This window comes from Rickettsia koreansis (genome assembly GCF_046532895.1).
Lineage (GTDB): Bacteria > Pseudomonadota > Alphaproteobacteria > Rickettsiales > Rickettsiaceae > Rickettsia > Rickettsia rickettsii.
Genome location: NZ_WHLZ01000001.1, coordinates 876741 through 900273, shown reverse-complemented (window position 1 = coordinate 900273; position 23533 = coordinate 876741). Strand labels below are relative to the sequence as shown.

The following is a 23533-nucleotide window of genomic DNA, read 5'->3' as shown; positions in this document are numbered from 1 at the left end:
TTTATTTTATGTCACTTAGCCATCCAAAAGTATTTATAGAGATAACTAATGGTTATGTTGAAGGTATTGATACTCATAAAAGAGCTCAAGGTTTAAAGCATTTCTTCTTGAAAAAAGGAGTCTCTCTTTCTCCAAATATACCTATATTAAACAATATTAATTTTTCTTGTTATGAGGGAGAAAAAATAGCTTTTATAGGGAGTAACGGTTCGGGAAAAAGTTCGTTTCTAAAGCTAATCGCCGGAATATATCCGTTAAAATCCGGTGCAGTCAAAGTTCACGGAGATATTGCGGCAATTATAGATATGGGAGTTGGTTTTGAGTCTGAGCAAACTGGTCGTGAAAATATAAAAATGTTAATGCTATATAATAATATGCTGGATAAATATAGCAAAAAAATTGAAAAAGAAATTATAGATTTTTCAGAACTTGGTAGTAAAATTGATTTACCGATAAAAATTTATAGCTCCGGTATGTTATCACGTCTTGCTTTTTCTGTATCGATATTTCAAAATCCGCAGATTCTATTACTTGATGAAGTTTTTGCGGCAGGCGATAGCTATTTTATAGAAAAATCTCTTAGTTTAATGAAGAATAAATTTAAAAATACTCCTATTTCAATAATAGTAAGCCATCAAGAAGAAATTATAAAAGATAATTGCGATAGATGTATTTTATTAAAAGACGGCAATATTATAGGTGATGGTACACCATCGGAAATGTTTAAAATCTATAACCAACAACAAGGAAATTCATAAATGATAAAGTATTTTTTTTCTAAAAAATACTGGCGGGCAATAGCATTACTAGTTAAAGCTTCTATAATTAGGCAAAATAAAGATTCTTTTTTAGGTTCTTTATGGAGTTTAATTCAGCCTTTTATTCACATAATGGTAATTTCATATTTTTTTGGTTTTTTATTAAGACAGCCGAGAGAATTTATGGTAATGAATTTAGTCGGCGGTATTCCTTTGTGGAGTTTTATAGTAAGCAGCTTAACGATTTGTTCAAGTTCTTTAGTTACACGTGATCAAATAATAAAAAAAGTTAGAATTTCTAAGACTTTTTTTCCTGTTGCAGATAGTTTAGGGCAATTATATACTTTAATTTGCTCATTTTCGGCAATGTATTTTGCTTTTATTTTATTATTTCCAGAAAAATTTTCTTGGCAAATAATATTTATGCCGATATTAATTTTGCCCTTAATAATATGTGTGATTAGCGGTTCTATCGCAGTAGCATTTTTAACGCCGTATATTCGAGATATTCCGCAAATGTTGAGTGTTATTCTTGGAGTTATTTATTGGAGTATACCGATAGTTTATCCATATTCGCTAATTCCGGAGTCTAAAAAGATATATTTTGAATTTAATCCGTTCTTTTTAGTTATAAGACCCGTACAAGCGTTGGTGATTGACGGAACATTACCGGATATGATGCTGATAGTTAAGTCTATTATAGTTGCATTTATTACTGTTTGTATTAGTTATTTAATTTATAAACAATTTTCTAAAAGAGTTATTTATTATTTATGAAACTTGGTTTTAATCTAGATTTTAATGAATTAGATTTAACCGGACTTAAAAAATTAGATCAAATATTTTTAGATTATCTCTTTAAAGCCGATAGATCTTTGCATAAAGATTTAATGTTATTTAGATCGACTCCTCTCTCCATTATTCCAAAAGATTATTCCGAATTTTTGCTAAAAATTTCCCCTCATTTAGACGATTTTTTAGCAGAGTTATTTTGTATTTCAAAAGAAATAACGATATCAAGGTTAAAACATAAAGATTTTGATATTATTTATGAATGTAAAAGAAAATTTGTTCAACGTGTTGCCGTAAAAAAATATCCACCGGAAAAAATAAAAGATATTGATTTTGAAGATGTGTATTTAAAGCTAACTGATTTAATAGGTGCGAATTTTACTTCTAGAGAATTTGCCAAACAAATAGTTATATGGCAACAGGCAGAAGAAAGTTTTGCAGAAGAATTAGACATAGCAGCTAGGTATGCTGCGTATAGGGTTTATTTGTGTGAGGGTATCAAGCCACAGGATAACATCCTATTCAACCTCCCACAAAAACTAGATAAAGAAAATCTAATAGACGATAAAAAAATATTAAAATATCAAAAAAATGAGAGAGTAGATTTTGACTATACAGATTCTTTTTTAAATCTAGATGAAGCTTTAAACCATTCTCATTATTGTATTTATTGCCATAAGCAAGATAAGGATAGCTGTTCTAAGGGGTTACTGCAACCTCAGAATCGTCATTGCGAGGAGCGAAGCGACGTGGCAATCTCAGGAGATTTGACGAGATTGCCACGCTCCTTGCAGTCGCTCGCAATGACGGATTTAAAACAAGGCTGCCCGTTAAAACAAAAAATTTCTGAAATGAACTATGTTAAGGCACAAGGTTTTAACTTAGGTGCTCTTGCTATTATCGTTATTGATAATCCGATGGTTGCAGCAACAGGTCATAGGATTTGTAATGATTGCTCAAAAGCTTGTATTTACCAAAAGCAAGATCCGGTAAATATCCCATTAATAGAATCAAATATTTTAGAAGAAACGCTTAAATTACCTTACGGCTTAGAGATATATTTACTGCTTACTCGTTGGAATCCGCTTAATATTTATGCACCGCTTCCGAAAGAACCTACTAATTATAATATTTTAGTTACCGGTCTTGGTCCTGCAGGTTTTAGTCTTAGCTATTATTTATTACGGTCAGGTCATAATGTTGTGGCTATTGACGGTTTAAGAATTACTCTACTGCCTTTTGACGTTCATAAGCCTATAAAATTTTGGCATGAATATAAAAATTTGTTATCGGAAAGAATGCCAAGAGGATTTGGAGGGGTAGCGGAATATGGGATTACCGTTCGGTGGGATAAAAACAATCTCGATATATTGCGGCTAATATTAGAGAGAAATAATAATTTCAAATATTATGACGGAGTAGCTTTAGATTTTAATATAACGAAAGAACAAGCTTTCGATTTGGGTTTTGACTATATAGCTTTTTGCATTGGAGCAGGTCAGCCGAAAGTTTTGGATATAGAAAATTTTGAAGCTAAGGGCGTAAAAACGGCTTCTGATTTCTTAATGACTTTGCAAAACGGAGGGGCATTTTTGAAAAATTCTAGTACTAATATGGTAATTAGGATGCCGATTGCGGTAATAGGCGGCGGTCTTACTTCCTTAGACGCAGCAACGGAAAGTTTATATTACTATAAAAAACAAGTAGAGGAATTTGCCGAAGATTATATAGAAAAAGATTTAACGGAGGAAGATAAAGAAATAGCTGAAGAATTTATTGCTCATGCAAAATTGTTTAAAGAAGCTAAGAATAATGAAGAATTAAGAAAGGTTTTTAATAAGCTTGGGGGTGCTACTGTCTACTATCGTGGAAGATTGCAAGATTCGCCGGCATATAAATTAAATCACGAAGAGCTAATATATGCATTAGCACTCGGTGTTGATTTTAAGGAAAATATGCAACCTTTAAGGATTAATGTTGATAAATACGGTCATGTGGAATCTGTGGAGTTTGAGAATCGAAACCGTCATTGCGAACAGTCAAAGACTGCGTGGCAATCTCAGGAGTTTGGCTTAACAAGATTGCCGCGTCAATGCTACGCATTTCCTCGCAATGACATTAAAACCAAAACCGTGATTATGGCAATCGGTATAGAAAATAACACTCAATTCGATGAGGATAAATATAGTTATTTCGGTGATTGTAATCCTAAATATTCGAGTAGTGTAGTGAAGGCTCTTGCTAGTACCAAAGAAGGGTACGACGCTATTAACAAAAAACTTATAAATAATAATCCTAGCTTTAAAGGTAGTTATAAAGATTTTTGTACGCAGCTTGATTATTTGCTGACTTCTAGGGTTAATAAAATAAATATTTTAGATGATAAAACTTTCGAGTTGATAATTCATTCGCCGCTTGCTGCTAAAAATTTTAAGTTCGGACAGTTTTTTCGCTTACAAAATTATTCTGAAGATGCTGCTAAGTTAATAGAGCCTGTAGCCTTAAGTCCTATCGATATTGATGTAGAAAAAGGCTTAATTAGCTTTATAGTTTTTGAAGTCGGTAAATCTACTAGCTTATGTAAAACATTATCCGAAAATGAGAAAGTAGTTTTAATGGGACCGACAGGTTCGCCGCTAGAAATACCTCAAAATAAAAAAATAGTTATTGTTGATTTCGAAGCCGGTAATATAGGCTTATTAAAAGTTCTAAAAGAAAATAATAATGAAGTTATATTTGTTACCTATCCTGATATAAAAATCCGTAAATTAGTTTCAGTGGATATAGTAATAATTAATGCTTCTCCTGAAATAATAGAAGAATTGCAAAGTCTAAAAAATGAAATATTCAGTGAAAATACAAAAATAATAGTTAGCGTTAATTCATCGATGCAATGTATGATGAAAGGAATTTGCGGACAATGTATTCAAAAAGTTAAAGGAGAGCAGAAATATATTTTTGCATGTAGCCAGCAAAATCAAAATGCAGAAATAGTTGATTTTAAGAGCTTGAAAACTCGTTTACGCCAAAACTCTTTGCAAGAAAAAATGAGAAAATTAGTGGCTAATTCATCCATAATTTAATAGCTTCAATTAACTCTTCTAGTTGTTCAGGTGATAATTCACCAATTTTTTTTGAATTTTATCACTTCTTATAGCACTAATTTTATCAACCATAATATGAGATTCTAAATTAAGATCATTTAGCTCTGTAGGAGTCAATAACAGGCGAAAAGTTGGGGCATCTATTAAATCCGTTGTTAGAGGGCAAACTTGTTATACAGGGATGATTTTTATATAAATTAGATTAAACAACAAAAGCGGGGCGAGGTTTACCATAATCTCCAGATATTACACCAAGCAACAATATATCTTTTTTTAATTTCTATTATTTCCATTCATCTAACCAACTTTCTTCATTGTGTTTTAACCATAAGTCGGCATCAGGATTGTTTTCTTTACTAGCTAATAAGGATTGACGTTTAGCTTCTTTGACTAGGTCTAAATTTTCTAGTTGTTTAAGATATATACGTATTGCTTCACTAATTATCCAGCTTTTTTCACGGTGTAAATCATAAGTTGCTTTTTCAAGTTATTTATTTCTAAGCGTATACTAGTCGTAATACTTCATTTTTATCCTCCTTATAATATTTAATTGTAACACAAAGTGTTACATATCGCTAGTTAAATAAATTTACTTCTCAAAACGACAAAATGCTCTACTACTATCTTGATTAAGAAAATCGATAATTTGTATTACTATAGAATTATTGTTATATTTCTCAGCAATTTGTTTTATACGCTCAGCAAAATTACCTTCACCTGAGAAGATTTCTTCGATAGCTTTTAAAGCACTTAAAGACTTTACTTTATCAAACCCTTTTCTATTCATACCGATTAGATTTAAGCCCTCAAGCACCGCACGTTTGCTACTTACAAGCCCAAACGGTATTACATCTGCTCCAACCGGCGATAGCCCGCCGATCATCGAATATTCACCGATTCTAGCATATTGATGTACGGCAGACAGTCCGCCGATTATTGCATAATCACCTACCCCAATATGACCTGCTAGGCTTACATAATTAGCAAATACTACATTATTGCCGATTTTACAATCATGACCTATATGGACGCCGACCATAAATAAATTATTATTTCCTACTCTTGTCATCATTCCACCGTCTTGGCTTCCTGCTTGTACCGTAACATATTCTCTAATAGTATTATTATAGCCAATTATCGTGCTTGATCGCTCATTAGCATATTTTAAGATTTGTGGAGGTTGACCTATTGATGCAAAAGGATAGATTACTGTATTTTTGCCGATTTCGGTAATCCCTTCAATTACTACATGGGATTTTAGCTCGACATTGTCATGAAGCACAACTTCAGGACCTATAATACAATACGGTCCGATTTTTACGTTTTTACCAAGCTTTGCACCTTCTGCAATTACAGCTGTAGTATGGATATTAGAATTTGACACTATATGTCCCTATGCTTTATCTTTAATCATTGCGGTAAACTTACTTTCTGCAGCTATTTCACCTTCGACCGTAACCGTACTTGAAAATTTCCATACGTTAGCTCTTTGCTGATCAATAACAGCGTGGATATGCATAGTATCCCCCGGTTGAACAATTCTACGAAATTTTGCATTTTCGATAGCCATTAAAAACACTTCTTTATTCTTAGTAGAACCTAAAGATTTAGCAACTAATATAGCAGCTAATTGTGCCATAGCCTCAACCATTAGAACACCAGGCATAACAGGCCTTGCCGGAAAATGTCCTGTAAATTGCGGTTCGTTAACGGTAACGTTTTTAATACCTGTTATTGATTTGTTAGGATCAATTTTAAGTACTCTATCTACTAATAAAAATGGATAGCGATGAGGTATCCAATCCATGATTTCAGTAATATCTATGATCATTTATTTAGATCTCTTCTTTAATGTAAATTTTCCGTCATTGCGAGGAAATTGCATAGCAATTGACGAAGCAATCTAGTAAAAAGTACTAAAATCAGCACTTTTTGCTAATTTTTTTGGATTGCCACGTAGCCTAGCTCACAATGACGACTCAGGTATTCATGCAACAACAAAGCTCTTTTCAATAGCAAGTTACTTTTTTAATTTGCTATTAGAGGTCTTTAGTAATTGTTTCATAATAATAGATTGTCTATGCCAATCCATAATAGGAATTGCAGGGCTGCCGCCGACAATTTTACCTGCTTCTATATTTTGTGCTACACCGCCTTGTGCCACTACCTGTGCCCCGTCGCCTATATTTAGATGTCCGGCGATTCCTACTTGCCCTCCAAGAGCACAATATTTACCGATCGTGCTACTTCCTGCTATACCTGTCTGTGCTACGATAATAGAGCCTTTACCTATTTTGACGCCATGCCCTATTTGTACTAAATTATCTATGCGGCATAAATCTTTTATAATTGTATCTTGAAGTGATCCTCTATCAATAGTAGTGTTTGCACCAATTTCAACATTATTGCCGATTTTAACTATTCCTATATGAAATATTTTGTGATGTACGCCTTTTTCGGTAGAAAATCCAAACCCATCCTGTCCAATTTTTGCACCTGCAAGTATTACGACGTCGTCACCTATAATTGCATAATTTATTGAAACATGTTGTTCTATTCTAGCGTTTCTGCCGATATTTACGCCTCTACCTATAAAACTTCCAGCTTCTATAATACTATTATCACCTATAATAACATCGTCTTCAATAACTACATTGTGACCTATATAACAATTTTTTCCGATAGTCGCCGAATCTGCAACAATAGCGGATTTCATTATTTTAGCAGGGTATGATTTAATAGGAGCATAAAAAAAATCTATTAATTTGCCGTAAGCAAAATATGAGTTCTGGGCGTGTAATAAAACAGTATTTGGATTTGCTTCTCCCGTAAAATTTTTCGGCACTATACAAGCAGCAGCTTTGGTAGTTTTTAAAAATTCGGAGTATTTAGGATTGCTTAAAAAGCTAATATCATTTGGTGATGCTTCATGCAGAATTTTAATATCATGAATAGCTATATCTTCATGAATCTTAGGAGGTGCTATAATATCGTGTAAAAAATCTATAATTGCTGTTAGTTTTCGTGGCCCTAGATTTTTATAAAAATTACTACTTACCATATAACTTTAAGCAAATTAATCATTAGTGATAGTATATAAGTGATAGTTTTATTATGCAACAAAATTTACAGGTGGCATAAAAGGTATTGCTAAGTAAAGAATTATATCGTCATTGCGAGCAGCCGTAGGCTGCGTGGCAGTCTCATGAAATAATAACAAACTTCTGAGATTGCTTCGTCAATTGCTATGCAAATTCCTCGTAATGACGGAAAAACCGATCCACGCAACAACGTCTACTTGATTGTAAGATCTAGATAAAAAGTCACAAATATTAATTTACGTTTTATTAAGAAGAATTAAATTAATATATTGTAGCTATTTTTTGTTGCTGAATTATAAAGCTTTTTTGAAATAGAAGTAGCTATTTTAGTACAAATCTTATCAATTTTTACAAAAATATTAATAATCTAATTTCTTTTAATAAAGCCTAAATTATATTAACTAAATCAAGGTATTGAAAATGTTAGAAATAAACAACTTAGCCTTTGCAGGTGGTGAAGTAAAAGTCATCGTGTATGCAGGTGCTCTAAAGGCATTAAAAGACAAAGATTGTTTAAAAAATATCCAGAAAGTAGTTGGAGCTTCCGGTGGTGCAATAGCTGCTTTCTCCATAGCACTAGGATATCAACCGGAAGAAATTGAGGATATACTTAAGAAAATTGATTTTAATAAATTTTCAGATCATACTAGTAAATGAGACCAAGTGTATAATCTTGTATTCTACGGAGGGTTAAATTCTGAGAAATATCTAGAAGAATTTTTAGGCAATATTAAAAGACAAGGGATTTGACCCCGATATTACTTTTAAACAGCTACATGACAGTCAAAAAACAAATATAGATTTATACTTAGTGTGTACTAATCTCAGTACTCAATTTCCGGAAATTCTATCTTATGAAAATGCTCCTGATGAGAAAGTCATAAAATTCGTATACGCTTCAGGGGCTTTTCCTATATATTTTCAGTCCGTACAAAAAACTGTTCAAGGAGTAGTTTCAACATATGTGGATGGTGGAGTTACGAATAATTACCCGGTTGAGGTGTTTGATGATAAAGCTGCAGCACGAAGCCTCCCTCCCTCAAACATATAATAAAAATTATAAAACTCTTGGGTTTAAACCAATCAATAAAGAAATATTAGAAGCTTATCAGAATGGTACAGAATCTAAACCATTTGTGGATACTACTACTTTTGTGGATCAACTATATGCATTAGCTGAAGTTCTCACAAGCTTTGACTTGATAAGTTGTTTTCAGAATCATGATAGAACAGTTTTTATTGATGATCATAATATATCAGCTTTAAGTTTTGATATCACAGCTGAACAAAAAGAAACATTAATAAATTCAGGTTATTCTGCAACTTATGATTATGTGACGAGAATGGAGAATATAATGCTTGCAGGACTAGGAGTAAACGATTCTAATGATAGCCTTGTATTATAACAACGCGAGTGGATAACCCGCTATTCGCTTTAATCTTGTTTTACAGATAGCATACAAGGTATTGCAAAATAAAGATTGATATCGTCATTGCAAACGACTGTAAGCTTTGTTGCATGGTTCGAAAAACCCGCTCAATGTCATTTCCGCGAAAGCGGGAATTACATAAAACGAGTCATGTGAGCAATACCAATTTTTGAAATCAATAATCATATTGACTTGTTTAAAGTTTTGCTTAGAATCATCTTGGAACAGCTAAGGTTGTTCTGGAGTATAGAAACCTCCATCAACAGGCGGTAAAATCACCGTTAAATTGGTTTATTCCTCGATATTTTACGGTCGGGGAGGTAATAGTCATGTTCAGGGCTTAGAGTATTAACTTTAAGCCTAAAAACTACTCAGCTGTTCTTGTTGACGGTGTTTCTAACTCCCTGATCACCACCAATCGGGCTTTAACTTAGCTTCTTGGTGATCAAACTTGAATCATTTAAGTTTAACTAATGAGAACTAAGCTGTTATGAACACTAAAACAGTAGAAATAGCTATTATTGAGTCATATCTAGATTTTTTTATTAAAGACAAATTTTATCTATGATAAAAATGATTTTGTATTGAACATACGAGCTTTAAAAAGTAATGAAAATTATTTTTTGTTATATTAAAATTAATTACTTTAAAAAACTGATTAACTGGGAGTAATTGAATAAGCAGAATTTAAATGGTGGAGGCAAGCATACTCAAATGCTTTCAAGAATTGAATTTTATTTTGAGAGGTGAGGATGCGAATCCTTGATAAAATGAAAGAGCAATTTTTGAAAGCAGAAGAGTATAGATGATTTGCTCCACCAAGCGACAGTATATTAAGTAATACTTTTTTGTATAACAAAATTTATAAGCATCATAAAAATTAAAGATGAAGGCAAAATTGTCCCTTTTTATTAATTCTATGTAGCGCTACTTTTTCCAGACAACTCAACATCTATCCCCATTTTTCATTTTTGGGAGATAATACAACATATTGCTTCATTTGGTAAGCATGATAAATGTAAAAAAGGGTTTTAGAATCCGATTGAATTTCCAGTTGAATTTTTTATATACTCCTGCAATGGTAAATGGGAATAATTTCATAAAATTATTCATCGTTATTATAATAGATTCAGGATTATTATTTTGTTCTTGTAAATAAGATGCTAATAGTTCCTTATTTACTTTCACTTTTTTATAGAATTTTGTAGCATATGCAATTTTAAAAAAAATTATCTAAACCATTGTTATAAATTTGTTGTTTTTCTTGCAATAATTCCCTTACCTCGGCAAATGCTTTGTCCGTATCTGTGTAGCTTGCAGCCATATTCCTATTATTATCAGCACGAATAATCATCTCAGGTGGCAGCAGCTTAATAAACTCTAGAGAAACTGCTATCATGCCTTTTTTGGCTGCAAGCATTAACAATGTCCTTCCGAATTTATCAATAGCGTTAATATTTTCTCCAAACATTCTTGGAATAAGCTCTATACAAACATTATCTAAATCACGCCACATAGCCTTTGTTAATGCAGGCTGACCAAGTATATTCTCGATCGTATTAATAGCCCGTCAGACATCTTGGGAATAAGTTTTAACAAGCTTCTTCTAAACCTGTATCAGCAGCTAAAATTAAGGCTGTATTACCATCCTCATCGAATTGATTAAATAAATTAGTATTTTTTATTTTATCAATTAATTTTTCAACTTCTTTTTTATCTTCATCTTTTGTGTGTATTACACACGTTAATTTTTCTAGTAAAGATATTAGTTGATTATATAATATTTCATCTGATTCTTCAGGTGTTGATTCTTTATGTATTCCAAAAATTTTTTTATACGTATAAACATAATTTATCCTTATTAACCTAAAGTTAATTAAAATTACAAAAATAAGTTTACAGATGCAATAGAAATTTAATTGAAGATATAAAATAACGGGATTTAAAGTAAGGAATGGTGGTGGCCACGGTTGGAATTGAACCAACGACACAAGGATTTTCAGTCCTTTGCTCTACCGACTGAGCTACGTGGCCGTATATACTCGATGAACTTGAAAAATTGGCTTCGTCGTCTTTGTAAGTCCTCAGATACTCACGTATTAGTACGTTCCGCTCCTCGGCTTACAGACTCCTTGCTCTTTTCCAATTTGATCTTCGTCTATACTATTCTTTCATTTATTAGGGTGTAAGAACAAGAAATATAACTTAAGCTTATAATAGATTAATCGGCTTTTGTCTATTCTTAATTAGTAATAATTAGACAAAAATACTTAATTATGATATTATGAGTGTTTATTTTTATAATGGTTTTTATGATCAAAATCGGCAATATTGAGCTTTCTTCAAATATTATCCTAGCTCCAATGTCGGGTGTTACGGATTTGGAATTTAGAAGATTGGTGAAAAGATTTGGTGCAGGGCTTGTAGTTTCCGAAATGGTAGCAAGTAGAGCAATGATTGTGGAATCTAGACAGTCACTAAAAAGAAGTGCCATTATGCGTGATGATGAAACAAGTGCTTGCGTACAGCTAGCAGGCTGTGAGCCGAATGTGATAGCAGAAGCTGCTAAAATGAATGAGGGTATGGGGGCAAAAATTATCGATCTTAATTTTGGCTGTCCGGCGAAAAAAGTAGTAGGCGGTTATTCAGGCTCGGCTCTAATGAGGGATGAGCAGCTGGCAGCTAAAATTTTTGAAGCTACCGTTGAAGCGGTTAAGTTGCCGGTAACCGTTAAAATGCGTATAGGTTGGGATGATAATACGAAAAACGCTCCGACTTTAGCCAAAATTGCTGAAAGCTCAGGTGTTCAGATGATTACTGTTCACGGTAGAACTAGATGCCAGTTTTATTCCGGTAATGCCAATTGGGATTTTATACGATCAGTTAAAGAATCGGTAAAGATTCCGGTTATTGCTAACGGTGATATTACTAATTTTGCTAAGGCAAAAGAAGCCCTACAAAAATCCGGTGCAGACGGTATTATGGTCGGTAGAGGAGCATATGGCAAACCTTGGCTTATTTCACAAATTGATCATTATCTTAAAACAGGTGAAGAAAAATCTGCTCCCTCTATAGCAGAGCAGCTAGATATCGTAACCGAGCATTATGAGGCAATACTTGATTATTATGGTGAATCTGTGGGCGTACCTATTGCACGTAAGCATATTGGCTGGTATAGTAGCGGTTTACCGAATTCAGCAGAGTTTAGAGGTGCTGTTAATTTAATGAACGATCCTCTAGCTGTAAAAGAGAAAATTGCGGAATTTTATACGAGCGTTATGGAGACGAATAAATTAAAAGAATTTTAAGTTTTATTTTTGTAATATTGTTTTTTAGTTTAAGCTATGCAAGTGAAAAAGCAGTAATTATAACTGATTATAAACCGGTATTTTTTCCTGTAATTGCTGAAAATAAAAAAATAAGAATTGCTATTCGTTCTTATTTAAATAATGAAAAATCATATTTCGTTTTAGTAGATCCGAATTTTTTTAAAACTGAAATAGCCCTACAAGAGCTGGTAATTTTACCTACGAATAAAATAGAAAAAGAAAATCTTCTAAAAAAATTAAGTAAAACTCCGTATGTTAAAGTTTTAAATAAATATAGCTCTACACCTTATATACAACAAAATTACGGTGTTACGAGTAGCATGTATAAAGTAAAAGGACAGTTCTTGACAATTGACATGTGTCCTTCTTCCAAAAGCTTTGAAGAAGATTTTTTTAAAAAGCTCGTAGAATTATCGATCAAACTAAATAAACCTATTCCGATTGCTATATGTGTTTCAGGATTATGGATTAATAAGCATACAGAAAAATTCTTATGGTTATTAAAACAACAAGAAAACAGTTATTTACAAATAACATGGGTTAATCATTCATTTAGTCATCCTTATTTTAAAGATAAACCTCTTGAAGATAATTTCCTTCTTTCCAATAAAGATGATTTTGAAAATGAAGTATTAGAAGCAGGGAAAATATTAGTAAGTTATAATATTGCTCCGTCACCTTTCTTTCGTTTTCCTGGATTAGTTTCCGATCAAACATTAATAGAAAAACTAAAAGATTTGGGATTTATTCCGCTTGGGAGTAATGCATGCTTTGCTAAAGGCGAAAAAGTTCAAAATGGTTCTTTTATATTGGTACACGGTAATAGTAACGAAAAAGCCGGAATAGATTTAATTATGCCGATGTTACCGGAATTAAAATTACTTCCTATTGAAAAGGCGTTTTTATTACATGACAATTGATTAGTCAGATATTAATAATACGGTAAGCCCATAGTTGTTCTTATATCACATGAAGAATATGAGAAAATTAATCAGCTTGAAGATATGTATTGGGCAATGCAAGCAAAAAATGCGAGTAAAAGCGGTTTTTTATCAGAGGAAGAGAGTAAGGATTTTTTAAATATCTTTCTTATAGGAAAAAGAAATGATGGAGAAGTTTATAAATTATTTAAAAGAAAAATTAAATAGTTCATAATTATAACTTAACTTTTCTAGTAGGCCTTTTATCTCTTTGAATATCAAGTTTTGTATCGAATAGCGGAGAATCTTGTAAAAAATCAATAAGGGAAGATTATTGTGAATTTTCTTTATGATTTGTTATTATACTACATAAACGTTTATTATTATTTAATACTTCTAGATTTACTTCGATTAAAGGCGGAGTAAGTAAATGCTTAATAATTTCAGACCATTCTATTAAAATTAAATTGCCGTTTAATGCCTCTTCAAATCCAAGTTCATAAATTTCTTCAGGTGATTTAAGACGATACAGGTCATAGTGATATATAGTGAAGTTAGATGCTTTATACGTTTGCAGTAAGTTAAAAGTCGGGCTTATAATGCTTGTATTTTCACCGCAAAAATATTTAATAATTTCACGACAAAAAAATGTTTTACCTGTTCCAAGGTCACCGTTAAGTAAAACTATATCATTTGGTTTTAAGTTTTGTGCTAAAAGTTTTGCAAGCTTCTTTGTCTCTTCTTCGCTATTTAGTGTATGCATTTTTTAACTTGATAAATCATTTGTAAATATTGATTCTGAAAAGTGTTGGAACCTATATTCTGCACATTCCAGTTTTCGCTATTTAATATTATTATTTTAGCGTTTAATTTGTCATATAACCGTGAATTTTGTTCATTACTTAAAACAAGACATTTGTTATTAGACTCTTTAATTAAATCTTCTAGCTTGCTTATATATCGTAGGCTTTTTTGACTGTCGCTATATAATTTGGCAGTTTTAATATTAGTATTAAGAAAAAAATACTCGCTACTGTCACTTAATAAAATTACGTCTTTTATCGTTGCAAGCTCATTATTTTTAATCTCTTGTAGCTTATTTAATTCTTTAAGTGCTGTTGAAAGGTTATTATTAATATCTTCTTGTAGCTCAGGAAAATTTTCACTAAATATTCGTGCAAATTCCTGTAGTAAAATCACAGCATTATTAAGATCAAGCCAAATATGCCAATTATCTTTTATAGTGGTTAAAGATTTAATATCACTGATTTTTATAATGTTTTTGCTATGATTATCAATTAATTTCTCGGCAAAACCGTCAAATTGTTCATTAATATAAATTGCTATATCAGAATTTTTGACTTTTACTAAATCACTAGGTTTTAAATTATAATGATGTGGACAGTCACTACTAATAGCTAAGCTCTCGATATCCGCTTTATCCTTAACAAGCATTGAAACAATACTGCCGATTGGCATAATACTTACAACTATCTTAGGCTTAGCATAGCTAGTAAGGCTGAGGAATGTAAGGAATAGTAATGTTAGGTATGTCATCTCTGTGAAGGCTTGCTTGCATTGATACCAAATCGTCATTGCTAGCGACTGAAAGGAGCGTGGCAATCTCAGGATTTTGGCACGAGATTGCTTCGTCAAAATTTTCAATTTTTCCTCACAATGACGGTTTGACTTACTAGCTCTCATAATTTCGCCAACAATTCTAATTTACTAGGTTTAAAATCCTGCTCTATCCAAAAATTTTTTAGATATTCTAGTTTTTCTCCTATCTCTTTTTTTTCTATATTCATATTTAACAAATCATTACCGTTTACTTGGAATTTAGGACGTAATAACTCATCATATTTAAGAATAAATTCTTTTACTTGTGAATGATTTAATTTACCGATTATGCTAGCTGATAATAAATATTCCTTATAATTCTTTTTTTCAAACCAAATTTTTTTCATGTTAAATTTAGCGTCATTCAGAAAGTTCGTTATTGATAATATTTGTATTGCTTCATGTTTTGAGAATTTCCAATCTAGAAAGACCTTTAAATTTAAATCTTTTTGACAATATAATAAGAGTGCATATCGAGTAACTAATTCTAATTTAAAATCATTTGCCTGCTCAAAAAATTTTATTTCATAATTTTGGATAGAGAATATTAGTTCTAATATTCCTATTTCAAACATAGCTTTTAAAATTTGTGCTGCTCTTTTTGAAACAATAATTTTATCCATTTCGCTTTTAATTCGCTCTCGTGATAAAGTTTTTAAGCCGTCTTTTAAAGCTTTACATGCTTTAAAGCTGCCATCATCAAGCTGATTCGCATAATAGCTAGAAAACCGAAAAAAGCGTAGAATTCGCAAATAATCTTCTTTAATTCTATCTAGAGCTTCCCCTATAAATACAACCTTTTCCTGCTGCAAATCCTTAAACCCTTCAAAATAATCATATATCTCGTTCTTAAAGGGACAATAGCTTAAAGCATTAATAGTAAAATCTCGTCTTGCGGCATCTTCGGCAAAATCGTTGGTGAATATTATTTTGGCATGTCTGCCGTTACATTCAATATCTTTCCTAAGAGTCGTGATCTCAAATTTTTCATTATTTAAAGTAGCCGTAATCGTGCCGAATTTTAAACCGGTCGGAATAGTTTTTATTTTAGCTCCAGATAAAATATTTGTTACTTCACTAGGTGTCAAATTAGTAGCTATATCTATATCGTAGCTACCTTTCTCAAGTCGATCTCTTGGATAACTTGCTTCTAAAGGTAATTTGTACGTCGATCCGGCACTCGAATCCTCACGTACGTTTATGTACATTGCGATTCTGCGTTCCGTGTCTCCTTCAAATTCCTCTTTATTAGTTTTGTTATGCAAGAGATCTAGTAACGCATCACGTACGCAGCCGCCTATAAGTCTTGCTTGTCCTTTTTCATTTAAGAGACTCAAGATTTTTCTATATCCTTTTGAGGGGATTTTTAGTATTTTGTGTGTAACTTGCATTATTTGATTTTACCTAAAGTATCGGATATTTTAAAAAGACTTTGATGTCATCCTAGCTAAAAACTGGACCTTGTTATATGGTTCGTTTATGTCATTCCCGCTTGGCATTACTGAGTAGTCATTGCAAGCGACTGTAAGGAGCGTGGCAATCCAGAAAAATAATAAAAAAATGTTAAAAACTAGCATTTTTTACTGGATTGCTTAGTCAAAACTTACAGTTTTTCTTTGCAATGACGGATAAACCTATTCACGCAACAATGCCGAGCGGGAATGACATAGAACAAAAACAGTCCGGTACTAAGATTTTACTGTACATTCCTTTTTATTGCAAAAGATAAGTGTAACAGGGCTTTTTTTAAAAAAATCTTTATTAATCGTTATTAAGCTCCCGCGGCATTTAGATTTATAATTGAGATTAATATGAATTTCGGCTTTCTCACAATGATTATCTTTATTAATGACAATTTTTTGTCCGTAGTTTATGATTTGCATCAAATATTAATTCCGGCTTTGGGGAGTAGAACATAAATATAAAAGATATTGCCATGATTGCAAGACCAAGCAAACGCCAAGCAGTTTTCCATATACAAATCCAAAAAAGCCGAATAAAAAGAGTAATATGCTGAAATTGGTAATATAACCGAAATACCATACAGCAGCTGGTAAACTATTAAAATAGGCGGTTGATTTTATTATTATATCAATAAAGAATCCCATAAGCTTTAGGATATAGTTATCAAACCCGATCATGGTAAAAGGCAGAGATAACAAAGCAAGCGGCATAAGAAAAAATGACGTTATCGGAACGACAATGAGGTTAGCTGGTACTGAGTAAGTAGCAAATATAAAGAATTGATTAATTACTACAGGTGCCGTTATGATGCTTGCTAAGAAGCTTGAATAAATATTTGAGGCTGTATAAAATTTTACTGCTCCAAAAATGCCTTTCTTTTCTCCAAGTAACCATGAATTCTTTAAGTAAAATTCATATAACCGGCAATAACCGGCAACAAGCGATAATACGGCGATAAAAGATAATTGGAAACTTGGATGAATATTAAACAAACACAAAAAATGAAAAATCTGTTATATTTTCAATGATTAGAACCAAGTTTTCTTGTAGTTATAAGTTAAGATAAATTAACTTATATATTGCTTTTTATTAATTTATTTATTATAATGCCCAACGTTATGTATATAAAATTTTAATTTAAATTGAGATATTTGTAATGAATAAGTTAACAGAACAACATTTACTAAAAAAATCAAGATTTTTAAAATATTCTCTGTTTGCCTCTATTTCAGTAGGAGCAATAATTACAATACCTTTTGAGGGTATGGCGATGAGTAGAGAAGCATTTCGTATCGACCTCAGTAATAAATTGTTGAATCACGTGTCACAATTAAACGAACACAAAGATACGACAAATACCCCGCAGCAGATAGGAACAGTAATTGTACCGGAACCAGAAATAAACACATATACTCCATCTGAAATAAGAGAAATGAAAATATCTAACAAACCTAAGGCATCTAATCCATTAAAAGATGTTCCTATAGAGGATCATTATAAAGTGGTAGCACGTAGTAAGTCTGATGTCGGGAAAGCAAGAAAAGTACGACCAATTACTAGACGCAAAACATTTGCAGGCACTGAAAAAACAGCACAAAGTCAAAGTACTTATACTCCTGAATCGACAGAACAAATGTCTCAAAAATCAGAGATTATAATAACAGAGTCTTCGCCTACTTTTAGCCCAGATTCAAATAGTTTTGTCACTGCACCTAATACACCAAATACTACCCTGACATCACCTGAACATTATACTACGGCACCTGGTACTCCATCATCAACACCGGCGACTCCGTATCAGCCTACTTCAGATTCTAAACCAAATGATAGTTTAGGAGCTAATACACCACCAAACATAAACACAAACTCAAAGGCAGCACGAAGATTATCGTTTAGCAGTAGCGACCCGCAACAACAGACAGTGCAATCTAGCTCACAGGTTAAACCAGAAGTTCCTCTGAAGCCGACATTTGTACCGTTGCCTACAAAAAAAAGCAGTACTAAAATTGCAGCAGAAATGGTAAGTAATATATCACGAGTTAATGAGATGATAGGAATCAAGTTAGCTGAAGTAACACAGGCTATTAAAGATACCACAGGTAAAAAAAATAAAAAACCATTGCAGAAGTTTTATAAGCAGCTAACTTCAGCACAAAAAACAACAGAAGAACTCAAGTCAAGAGCTGAAGAGATAGAAACAAAAATCAAAATAGGTGAAAATAAAGATAAAATAAAGAAACTTGAAAAAGAGTTAACAAGTAAAAACAATAAAGCAGATAGATTATTTCAGAAAATAGAAAAAATAGATATTCCAGCAAATAAAGTTTCGATAAAATCGCAGGAAACAGTTCCGGTTACAACGGCGTCAACCAAAGTTAGTGCGTTTCAAGCGCAGCAAGCAAGAATTAATGAGGCTCGGCAAGGTGTATTTAATAAAAATAAATCAAGCGGAGATAATGCAAGAAAAAGTAGTGCTAGAACAGAAATAGAAAAGAAAAAACAAGAAGCACAAAAGCAGTTACCAGAAATAAAGAAACAAGAAAAAGCTATAAAAACGGCATCAGATAAAGCTAAAGAAGTAGCTGCTAGTGCGAAAAAAGAAACAAGTAGAACGGCATTACGAGCCATGCAAGATAAAATGAATGGTGATTCTGACGGTCCTACTTATAAGCAGCCGCCAAAAGCAAAGCCAACCATACCATTAAGTCATGGGGTTCAGAGAATTTTATGTGAACAACCAGAGGATGAAGGTGGGTACTTAATACCAAGAAAAGTTCAGCAGCAACCTTATACAGTAATGTTGCCGAATCAAGAAATAGAGGACCCTATTCCAAGTCATTCAAAAGATATTTACGAGTCTAAGGTTTCACAATACATTAATTATTTGAATAGCATACAGCCAAATCAGTCAAATCAAGCTCAAATAGATAGTGTAATAGATAGTTTAGCAACAGAAATGAGAAAGTTTAGTGCGGATCAATTTAGTCAAAAATTAGGTGAGATTGCACATCTTGCCAGTATAAAGGCATATGAAGGTTTGTTCGAGAAATTATATGAAATTCAGCAAGCTAGAATTTCAGAAACTCAAAAAGTATATGAGCAAGCGGAAATATTTCAGTCTTATGCAGAGTATGAAGAGAATTTAAGAAAAAGCAGTATTCCAGTATTATCACGCTCGTCTTCAGCTAAAAGTGTAATATCATCAAATTTTGAAGAAAAATCAGCATTGTTACAAACCACAAATACAGATGAAAGCTTGAGATCTGACAACAATTGGAAAAATCCTGCACCATATTCTTCAAGTCCAAAGCTTGACAAAAGAGGATTAGAATATTTAGATTTAGCTGGCGACGCGTTCGTTCAGAATCTAAAACAACCTGATACGTTAACTATAGAAGCTCTTAGTTTAATAACGCCAACACAAAATACAACGGTTGCTAAAAGTGACTCATCGAGGAAAAATAATGTAAGTGGAAGTATTCCGGAGATGCAACAACTGCAATCAGAAAAAATGCGTACAGAAACTTTAGGTGTGCAGGATGATCTAGAGCTATATTTACATTATACACCTCAAGAAACTTTAACTGAAGAAAGTACCTATTTAGTTTCTAGTAAGAACAAACAAGGTAATATAATAAAGAGAGCTGTATCAAAAGTAGGGTCAATTTATGCAGAGAACAGAAAAAGGAAAAGAGATGGAGAAACCTCAAAGCAAAGAACAGTAGATCAAGAGGGAGAATTTGGCCACGCTTGGGGAAATGAGAATCATAAGGAGTCTAGTTTAAGTGTAGTTAGTGGATTCACAAAAAAGGCAACTCAGCTTATAAGCCTTTTAGATGCAAAGAGAACCGCAATACTGCAAACAACCAGTCCTTCACAAAGAAAATCACTTAGTTTAGTTTTACAGGAAATAGAAAATGATTACCGAGAAGCAATTAAAATCTCTCAAGAATTACAGAAGGTATTAATACGCAAACCGGAAGATATAAAAGCTTATAATGCAAAAGCAGAAAAAAAAAATGGATGCTATTAAAAGTAGAGCAGATAAATACTTTAATGATATAGAAACAGAAACAGATGCAGATGTTGGATTTAATCCAAATGGGGGAAATAGTCATTCTATGCCGATTGCTAATATGGATAGCTTACCAAAAAATTTAGCTGTAACCCCACCTATAAATGTAGGGTCACTATATAACTCTCCGCAAGCTCAACAATTTCGAGAAGATCATGAAAATATTATAATAAATGATAGATCACAAGGTAGACTAAATTTGGTTGATAGTACTATAGAACCTACAGATGTAGATGCTTCAATATATAATACTGCTTCCCCTGAGGTAGTAAAAGAAGTTGAAGCTTTACTTGATAGATCACAAGGTAGACTAAATTTGGTTGATAGTACTATTAAAAAAGGTACACAGCCATTATCTAATTTATCTACTATATATGAGTCGGTTAGTTATGAGAATTTAGCATCAGAAACAATATATAAGACAGAGCAACCTAAGCCATCTATAAGTTACACGAATACTAGTAAACAAAAATTACCTATACCATTATTCAGAAGTGCCAAGCTTGACAAGAAATTAGAGTATTTGGATTTAGAAGATAAATTATTAGAAGTAGAGGAAGCTAGAATAGTTAAGGAAAAGCAAGCTATTGCCACATTGGATCAATATCAAGATCCAGAAAACCCAGAATTTAAGCGGTTAGCTATGGAAGCACTAGACTTATCTTCAAAAGAATCACAATTAAAAGCAAAAAGGGAAACCATAGCAACAGAATTTTCTTTAAATAAAAAGTCTTCAAGCACAGATGTATCAATATTACGTTCCTATTCAATTGATGACATAAGCAGTGTACTTAGTGATGCAGAATCAAATCTATCCCGTTCACCTTCGGTTAGTGGTTTAGAGGATTTAAATAATTCTAATGTTATGAAATTAGGGGAATTAAAATCTGAACATAAAAAAATAGCCAATGATTATAAAGCTAAGGAATTGGAGTTAGATACTTTAAATCATGATGATCCAGAAAAGATTTGGTTAGAAGGGGAGATAAAGCATCTAGATACTGAGTCTAAACCTAAGGTAACTGAGAGTAAGCCGGTATTTTCATGTTCATCTTTAGTTGGTAGCATAAACAGCTTCTCTAATGGTGATGATTTGAGTAGTCGTGATGTTGTAACTTCGGTAGATACTCTAACTAGAGAAATTGATAAAGATTATGTAGATACCTATATAAGAGTATTAAGCAATAAAATACAAAAAATAGAAGAATTGCCTGGCTCAAGTTCTAGAAGTGAGGAACTTAATCATATTAAAGAAGCAATGGCTTATATAAGTAATCGTATACAGGATGTAGAGGAGTTAGATGAAAAAATGCTTTTAGCAATAAATGCACGATTACAAGAACATGATGAAAAAATTTCTTCGTTACTTCTAGAGAAGTATACAGGCGAAGAAGCTGCAGATATTCTTGCTCAGTCATTGTTACAAGAAATGTTAGTGTCGGATGGTAAATCAGAATCTATCTTACCTGCAGGAGATGAAGAACAAGAAGACACAGAAGTAAGTAGACAATTATCTTCATTACCTGCACTTGCATCAAGTAATGAGTGTGCATTAGCATTAAGTGACGATAGAGAAAAGGAATGTTTAGCATTAGGTGATGGTAGCGAAGATGAAGAAAGTAGTAATGAGTGTGCATTAGCATTAAGTGACGATAGAGAAAAGGAATGTTTAGCATTAGGCGATGGTAGCGAAGATGAAGAAAGTTATGATTCAGGGTTTGAAGAGGAAGAAAAAACAATAGGGCAATTATCCGATTCCGATGGGGGTAATCTTAAAATAACGGAAGTTGATACTGCTATTCCTCTTGAACAGGAAGCAAAAAAAGAAATGCAAACGCAAATTTCAGAAAACGCTCCTACTTTAAATCAAGCGAAAGTTGTTAATACTATTGTAAATAATATGATTCGTAACAGATTAGATGCATCTATGAATATGTCTAATAATATGGTAGCAGTGGGAGCCGGTGATGAAGAAGAGTCTCATATAAAAAGAGGTTTGTGGATGCGTGGTATGTACGGCACTAATAATCATGGACGCGTTGAGAATATGACCGGTTATAGAGGTACTAACAAAGGTGCTACTATCGGGTTTGATGCTGAAATCGGCAATAATATCGTAGGTATAGCTTATAGTAATGTTCATTCAGTATTTAAATTTAAAAATAGTAAAAATAATGATAAAGAACTTATTAATAGTCATGTGGTTTCTATTTACGGACAAAAAGAATTACCGAAGAATTTTGCACTACAAGCTTTAGTATCTGCTTCTAAAAACTTTATTAAAGATAAAACAACTTATTCATATGGTGATACTAAAATTAGAAGTAATGTAAAACATCGTAATCATAGTTATAATGCGGAAGCATTACTGCATTATAATTATCTTTTGCAGAGCAAGTTCGTTATTACCCCGAATATCGGCTTAAGATACGGGAAGTCACGAGACGGGGTATATAATGAAATCGGTGTTAACGTACAAGAAATAGCTCTTACAATGAAAGAGAATAATATATTGTCCGGAATTGTCGGTACTAAAGTCACAGTACCTTTAAAAGATGCTCTAAAATTTAATAATTTAAGTCTAACATTCCAAGGAGCGGTAGAACATAATTTTAAAGAGAAAACCCAAAGAATAAATAGAGTTGTTAAAATATTTGATAATACATTCAAACATAATTATCTAATACCGAAGCAACCGAAAACATCCTATAATTTAGGAACGGGTATTATAGGCAATATCAAAAATACTACTATTTCGTTGGATTATAATTATTATCTAAATAAACATTATAGAAGTCATCAAGGTAGTGTTAAGCTTAAGGTAAACCTATAATTTTTATACTTGCAATATTTGCAAAGGTGTTATATAAAACTTCTAACTTAATGTCATGCCGTGGTCATAGCCACGGTATGACTAATATATCTATATTGCTTACTTTT

At 32.5% G+C, this 23533-nt stretch carries 16 protein-coding genes, 1 tRNA gene and 5 pseudogenes; 10 read left to right on the top strand and 12 right to left on the bottom strand.

All coding sequences use genetic code 11. The features are described 5' to 3' along the window. Positions 1-8: 8 nt before the first annotated feature. The 3 genes from GCO76_RS05025 to GCO76_RS05015 are packed head-to-tail and all read left to right on the top strand — an operon-like array spanning position 9 to position 4633. A complete protein-coding gene (locus GCO76_RS05025; RefSeq protein WP_410956368.1) occupies positions 9-758 on the top strand; it encodes an ABC transporter ATP-binding protein in 750 nt (249 codons plus the stop codon). Then, positions 759-1535 (top strand): ABC transporter permease, encoded by a 777-nt coding sequence (locus GCO76_RS05020; protein WP_410956367.1) that lies wholly within the window; start codon positions 759-761, stop codon positions 1533-1535. It abuts the gene before it with no gap. Then, on the top strand, positions 1532-4633 hold the full coding sequence (locus GCO76_RS05015) for an FAD-dependent oxidoreductase (protein WP_103897408.1): 3102 nt from the start codon (positions 1532-1534) through the stop codon (positions 4631-4633). The genes GCO76_RS05020 and GCO76_RS05015 overlap by 4 nt, the downstream gene beginning before the upstream one ends. Before the next feature lie 18 nt (positions 4634-4651). Here GCO76_RS05015 and GCO76_RS05010 read toward each other — a convergent pair. The 5 genes and pseudogenes from GCO76_RS05010 to lpxD all read right to left on the bottom strand — a co-directional run bounded on the left by GCO76_RS05010 (position 4652) and on the right by lpxD (position 7715). Further along, positions 4652-4913 (bottom strand): annotated as a pseudogene (locus GCO76_RS05010) (type II toxin-antitoxin system PemK/MazF family toxin). Between the two features lie 24 nt (positions 4914-4937). Next, positions 4938-5180: pseudogene (locus tag GCO76_RS05005) on the bottom strand (hypothetical protein). Between the two features lie 63 nt (positions 5181-5243). Continuing rightward, entirely contained in the window at positions 5244-6038 is a 795-nt protein-coding gene (gene lpxA / locus GCO76_RS05000; protein WP_410956366.1) for an acyl-ACP--UDP-N-acetylglucosamine O-acyltransferase, read from the bottom strand. Between the two features lie 9 nt (positions 6039-6047). Beyond that, positions 6048-6485, bottom strand: coding sequence for a 3-hydroxyacyl-ACP dehydratase FabZ (gene fabZ / locus GCO76_RS04995; protein WP_017443477.1), 438 nt, complete (start codon positions 6483-6485; stop codon positions 6048-6050). A gap of 189 nt (positions 6486-6674) precedes the next feature. After that, positions 6675-7715: a UDP-3-O-(3-hydroxymyristoyl)glucosamine N-acyltransferase gene (gene lpxD / locus GCO76_RS04990; RefSeq protein ID WP_103897407.1), complete on the bottom strand. Its 1041-nt coding sequence runs from the start codon at positions 7713-7715 to the stop codon at positions 6675-6677. A 460-nt stretch (positions 7716-8175) separates the two neighbouring features. Here lpxD and GCO76_RS04985 point away from each other — a divergent pair, with 460 nt between their 5' ends. From GCO76_RS04985 to GCO76_RS04975, 3 genes are all read left to right on the top strand, one after another. Next, entirely contained in the window at positions 8176-8412 is a 237-nt protein-coding gene (locus tag GCO76_RS04985) for a patatin-like phospholipase family protein (RefSeq protein ID WP_410956365.1), read from the top strand. A 70-nt stretch (positions 8413-8482) separates the two neighbouring features. Beyond that, the gene (locus tag GCO76_RS04980) at positions 8483-8806 is read left to right on the top strand and encodes a patatin-like phospholipase family protein (RefSeq protein WP_410956479.1); all 324 of its coding nucleotides are present in this window, start codon (positions 8483-8485) and stop codon (positions 8804-8806) included. Then, a complete protein-coding gene (locus GCO76_RS04975; RefSeq protein ID WP_410956364.1) occupies positions 8763-9161 on the top strand; it encodes an alpha/beta hydrolase in 399 nt (132 codons plus the stop codon). The genes GCO76_RS04980 and GCO76_RS04975 overlap by 44 nt, the downstream gene beginning before the upstream one ends. A gap of 1243 nt (positions 9162-10404) precedes the next feature. Here GCO76_RS04975 and GCO76_RS04970 read toward each other — a convergent pair. From GCO76_RS04970 to GCO76_RS04960, 3 genes are all read right to left on the bottom strand, one after another. After that, on the bottom strand, positions 10405-10701 hold the full coding sequence (locus tag GCO76_RS04970; protein ID WP_410956363.1) for a hypothetical protein: 297 nt from the start codon (positions 10699-10701) through the stop codon (positions 10405-10407). Between the two features lie 76 nt (positions 10702-10777). Next, the gene (locus GCO76_RS04965; protein WP_410956362.1) at positions 10778-11176 is read right to left on the bottom strand and encodes an ankyrin; all 399 of its coding nucleotides are present in this window, start codon (positions 11174-11176) and stop codon (positions 10778-10780) included. Then, positions 11144-11219, bottom strand: a tRNA-Phe gene (locus GCO76_RS04960). The genes GCO76_RS04965 and GCO76_RS04960 overlap by 33 nt, the downstream gene beginning before the upstream one ends. A gap of 278 nt (positions 11220-11497) precedes the next feature. On the opposite strand from GCO76_RS04960, the gene dusB reads away from it, so the two are divergent. The 3 genes from dusB (at position 11498) to GCO76_RS04945 (ending at position 13662) form a co-directional block, all read left to right on the top strand. Next, positions 11498-12493: a tRNA dihydrouridine synthase DusB gene (gene dusB, locus GCO76_RS04955; protein ID WP_410956361.1), complete on the top strand. Its 996-nt coding sequence runs from the start codon at positions 11498-11500 to the stop codon at positions 12491-12493. Next, positions 12478-13434, top strand: a complete 957-nt coding sequence (locus tag GCO76_RS04950; RefSeq protein WP_410956478.1) for a polysaccharide deacetylase family protein — start codon at positions 12478-12480, stop codon at positions 13432-13434. Before dusB ends, GCO76_RS04950 begins: the two co-directional genes overlap by 16 nt. A gap of 96 nt (positions 13435-13530) precedes the next feature. After that, entirely contained in the window at positions 13531-13662 is a 132-nt protein-coding gene (locus GCO76_RS04945; protein ID WP_410956486.1) for a hypothetical protein, read from the top strand. 7 nt (positions 13663-13669) lie between these two features. Here the strand turns inward: GCO76_RS04945 and tsaE are convergent. The 4 genes and pseudogenes from tsaE to GCO76_RS04925 form a co-directional block, all read right to left on the bottom strand. After that, positions 13670-14197, bottom strand: a pseudogene (tsaE, locus tag GCO76_RS04940) (tRNA (adenosine(37)-N6)-threonylcarbamoyltransferase complex ATPase subunit type 1 TsaE). Further along, on the bottom strand, positions 14185-15138 hold the full coding sequence (locus tag GCO76_RS04935) for a metal ABC transporter solute-binding protein, Zn/Mn family (RefSeq protein ID WP_410956360.1): 954 nt from the start codon (positions 15136-15138) through the stop codon (positions 14185-14187). Before GCO76_RS04935 ends, tsaE begins: the two are co-directional and overlap by 13 nt. Further along, positions 15135-16445, bottom strand: coding sequence for a palindromic element RPE1 domain-containing protein (locus tag GCO76_RS04930; RefSeq protein WP_410956359.1), 1311 nt, complete (start codon positions 16443-16445; stop codon positions 15135-15137). Before GCO76_RS04930 ends, GCO76_RS04935 begins: the two co-directional genes overlap by 4 nt. 645 nt (positions 16446-17090) lie before the next feature. Continuing rightward, positions 17091-17498, bottom strand: a pseudogene (locus GCO76_RS04925) (ComEC/Rec2 family competence protein); the annotation flags it as partial. Between the two features lie 176 nt (positions 17499-17674). Here GCO76_RS04925 and GCO76_RS04920 point away from each other — a divergent pair. Beyond that, a pseudogene (locus tag GCO76_RS04920) lies at positions 17675-23426 on the top strand (autotransporter outer membrane beta-barrel domain-containing protein). The last annotated feature ends 107 nt before the right edge of the window (positions 23427-23533 follow it).

Excerpts from the sequence above, each read along its gene's own strand:
- GCO76_RS04985 (WP_410956365.1), top strand. The coding sequence starts at position 8,176 with ATGTTAGAAATAAACAACTTAGCCTTTGCAGGTGGTGAAGTAAAAGTC.
- GCO76_RS05020 (WP_410956367.1), top strand. The coding sequence starts at position 759 with ATGATAAAGTATTTTTTTTCTAAAAAATACTGGCGGGCAATAGCATTA.
- GCO76_RS04970 (WP_410956363.1), bottom strand. The coding sequence starts at position 10,701 with ATGTGGCGTGATTTAGATAATGTTTGTATAGAGCTTATTCCAAGAATG.
- lpxD (WP_103897407.1), bottom strand. The coding sequence starts at position 7,715 with ATGGTAAGTAGTAATTTTTATAAAAATCTAGGGCCACGAAAACTAACA.
- GCO76_RS04935 (WP_410956360.1), bottom strand. The coding sequence starts at position 15,138 with ATGAGAGCTAGTAAGTCAAACCGTCATTGTGAGGAAAAATTGAAAATT.
- GCO76_RS04975 (WP_410956364.1), top strand. The coding sequence starts at position 8,763 with ATGATAAAGCTGCAGCACGAAGCCTCCCTCCCTCAAACATATAATAAA.
- GCO76_RS05025 (WP_410956368.1), top strand. The coding sequence starts at position 9 with ATGTCACTTAGCCATCCAAAAGTATTTATAGAGATAACTAATGGTTAT.
- fabZ (WP_017443477.1), bottom strand. The coding sequence starts at position 6,485 with ATGATCATAGATATTACTGAAATCATGGATTGGATACCTCATCGCTAT.
- GCO76_RS04930 (WP_410956359.1), bottom strand. The coding sequence starts at position 16,445 with ATGCAAGTTACACACAAAATACTAAAAATCCCCTCAAAAGGATATAGA.
- GCO76_RS05015 (WP_103897408.1), top strand. The coding sequence starts at position 1,532 with ATGAAACTTGGTTTTAATCTAGATTTTAATGAATTAGATTTAACCGGA.
- GCO76_RS04945 (WP_410956486.1), top strand. The coding sequence starts at position 13,531 with ATGCAAGCAAAAAATGCGAGTAAAAGCGGTTTTTTATCAGAGGAAGAG.
- dusB (WP_410956361.1), top strand. The coding sequence starts at position 11,498 with ATGATCAAAATCGGCAATATTGAGCTTTCTTCAAATATTATCCTAGCT.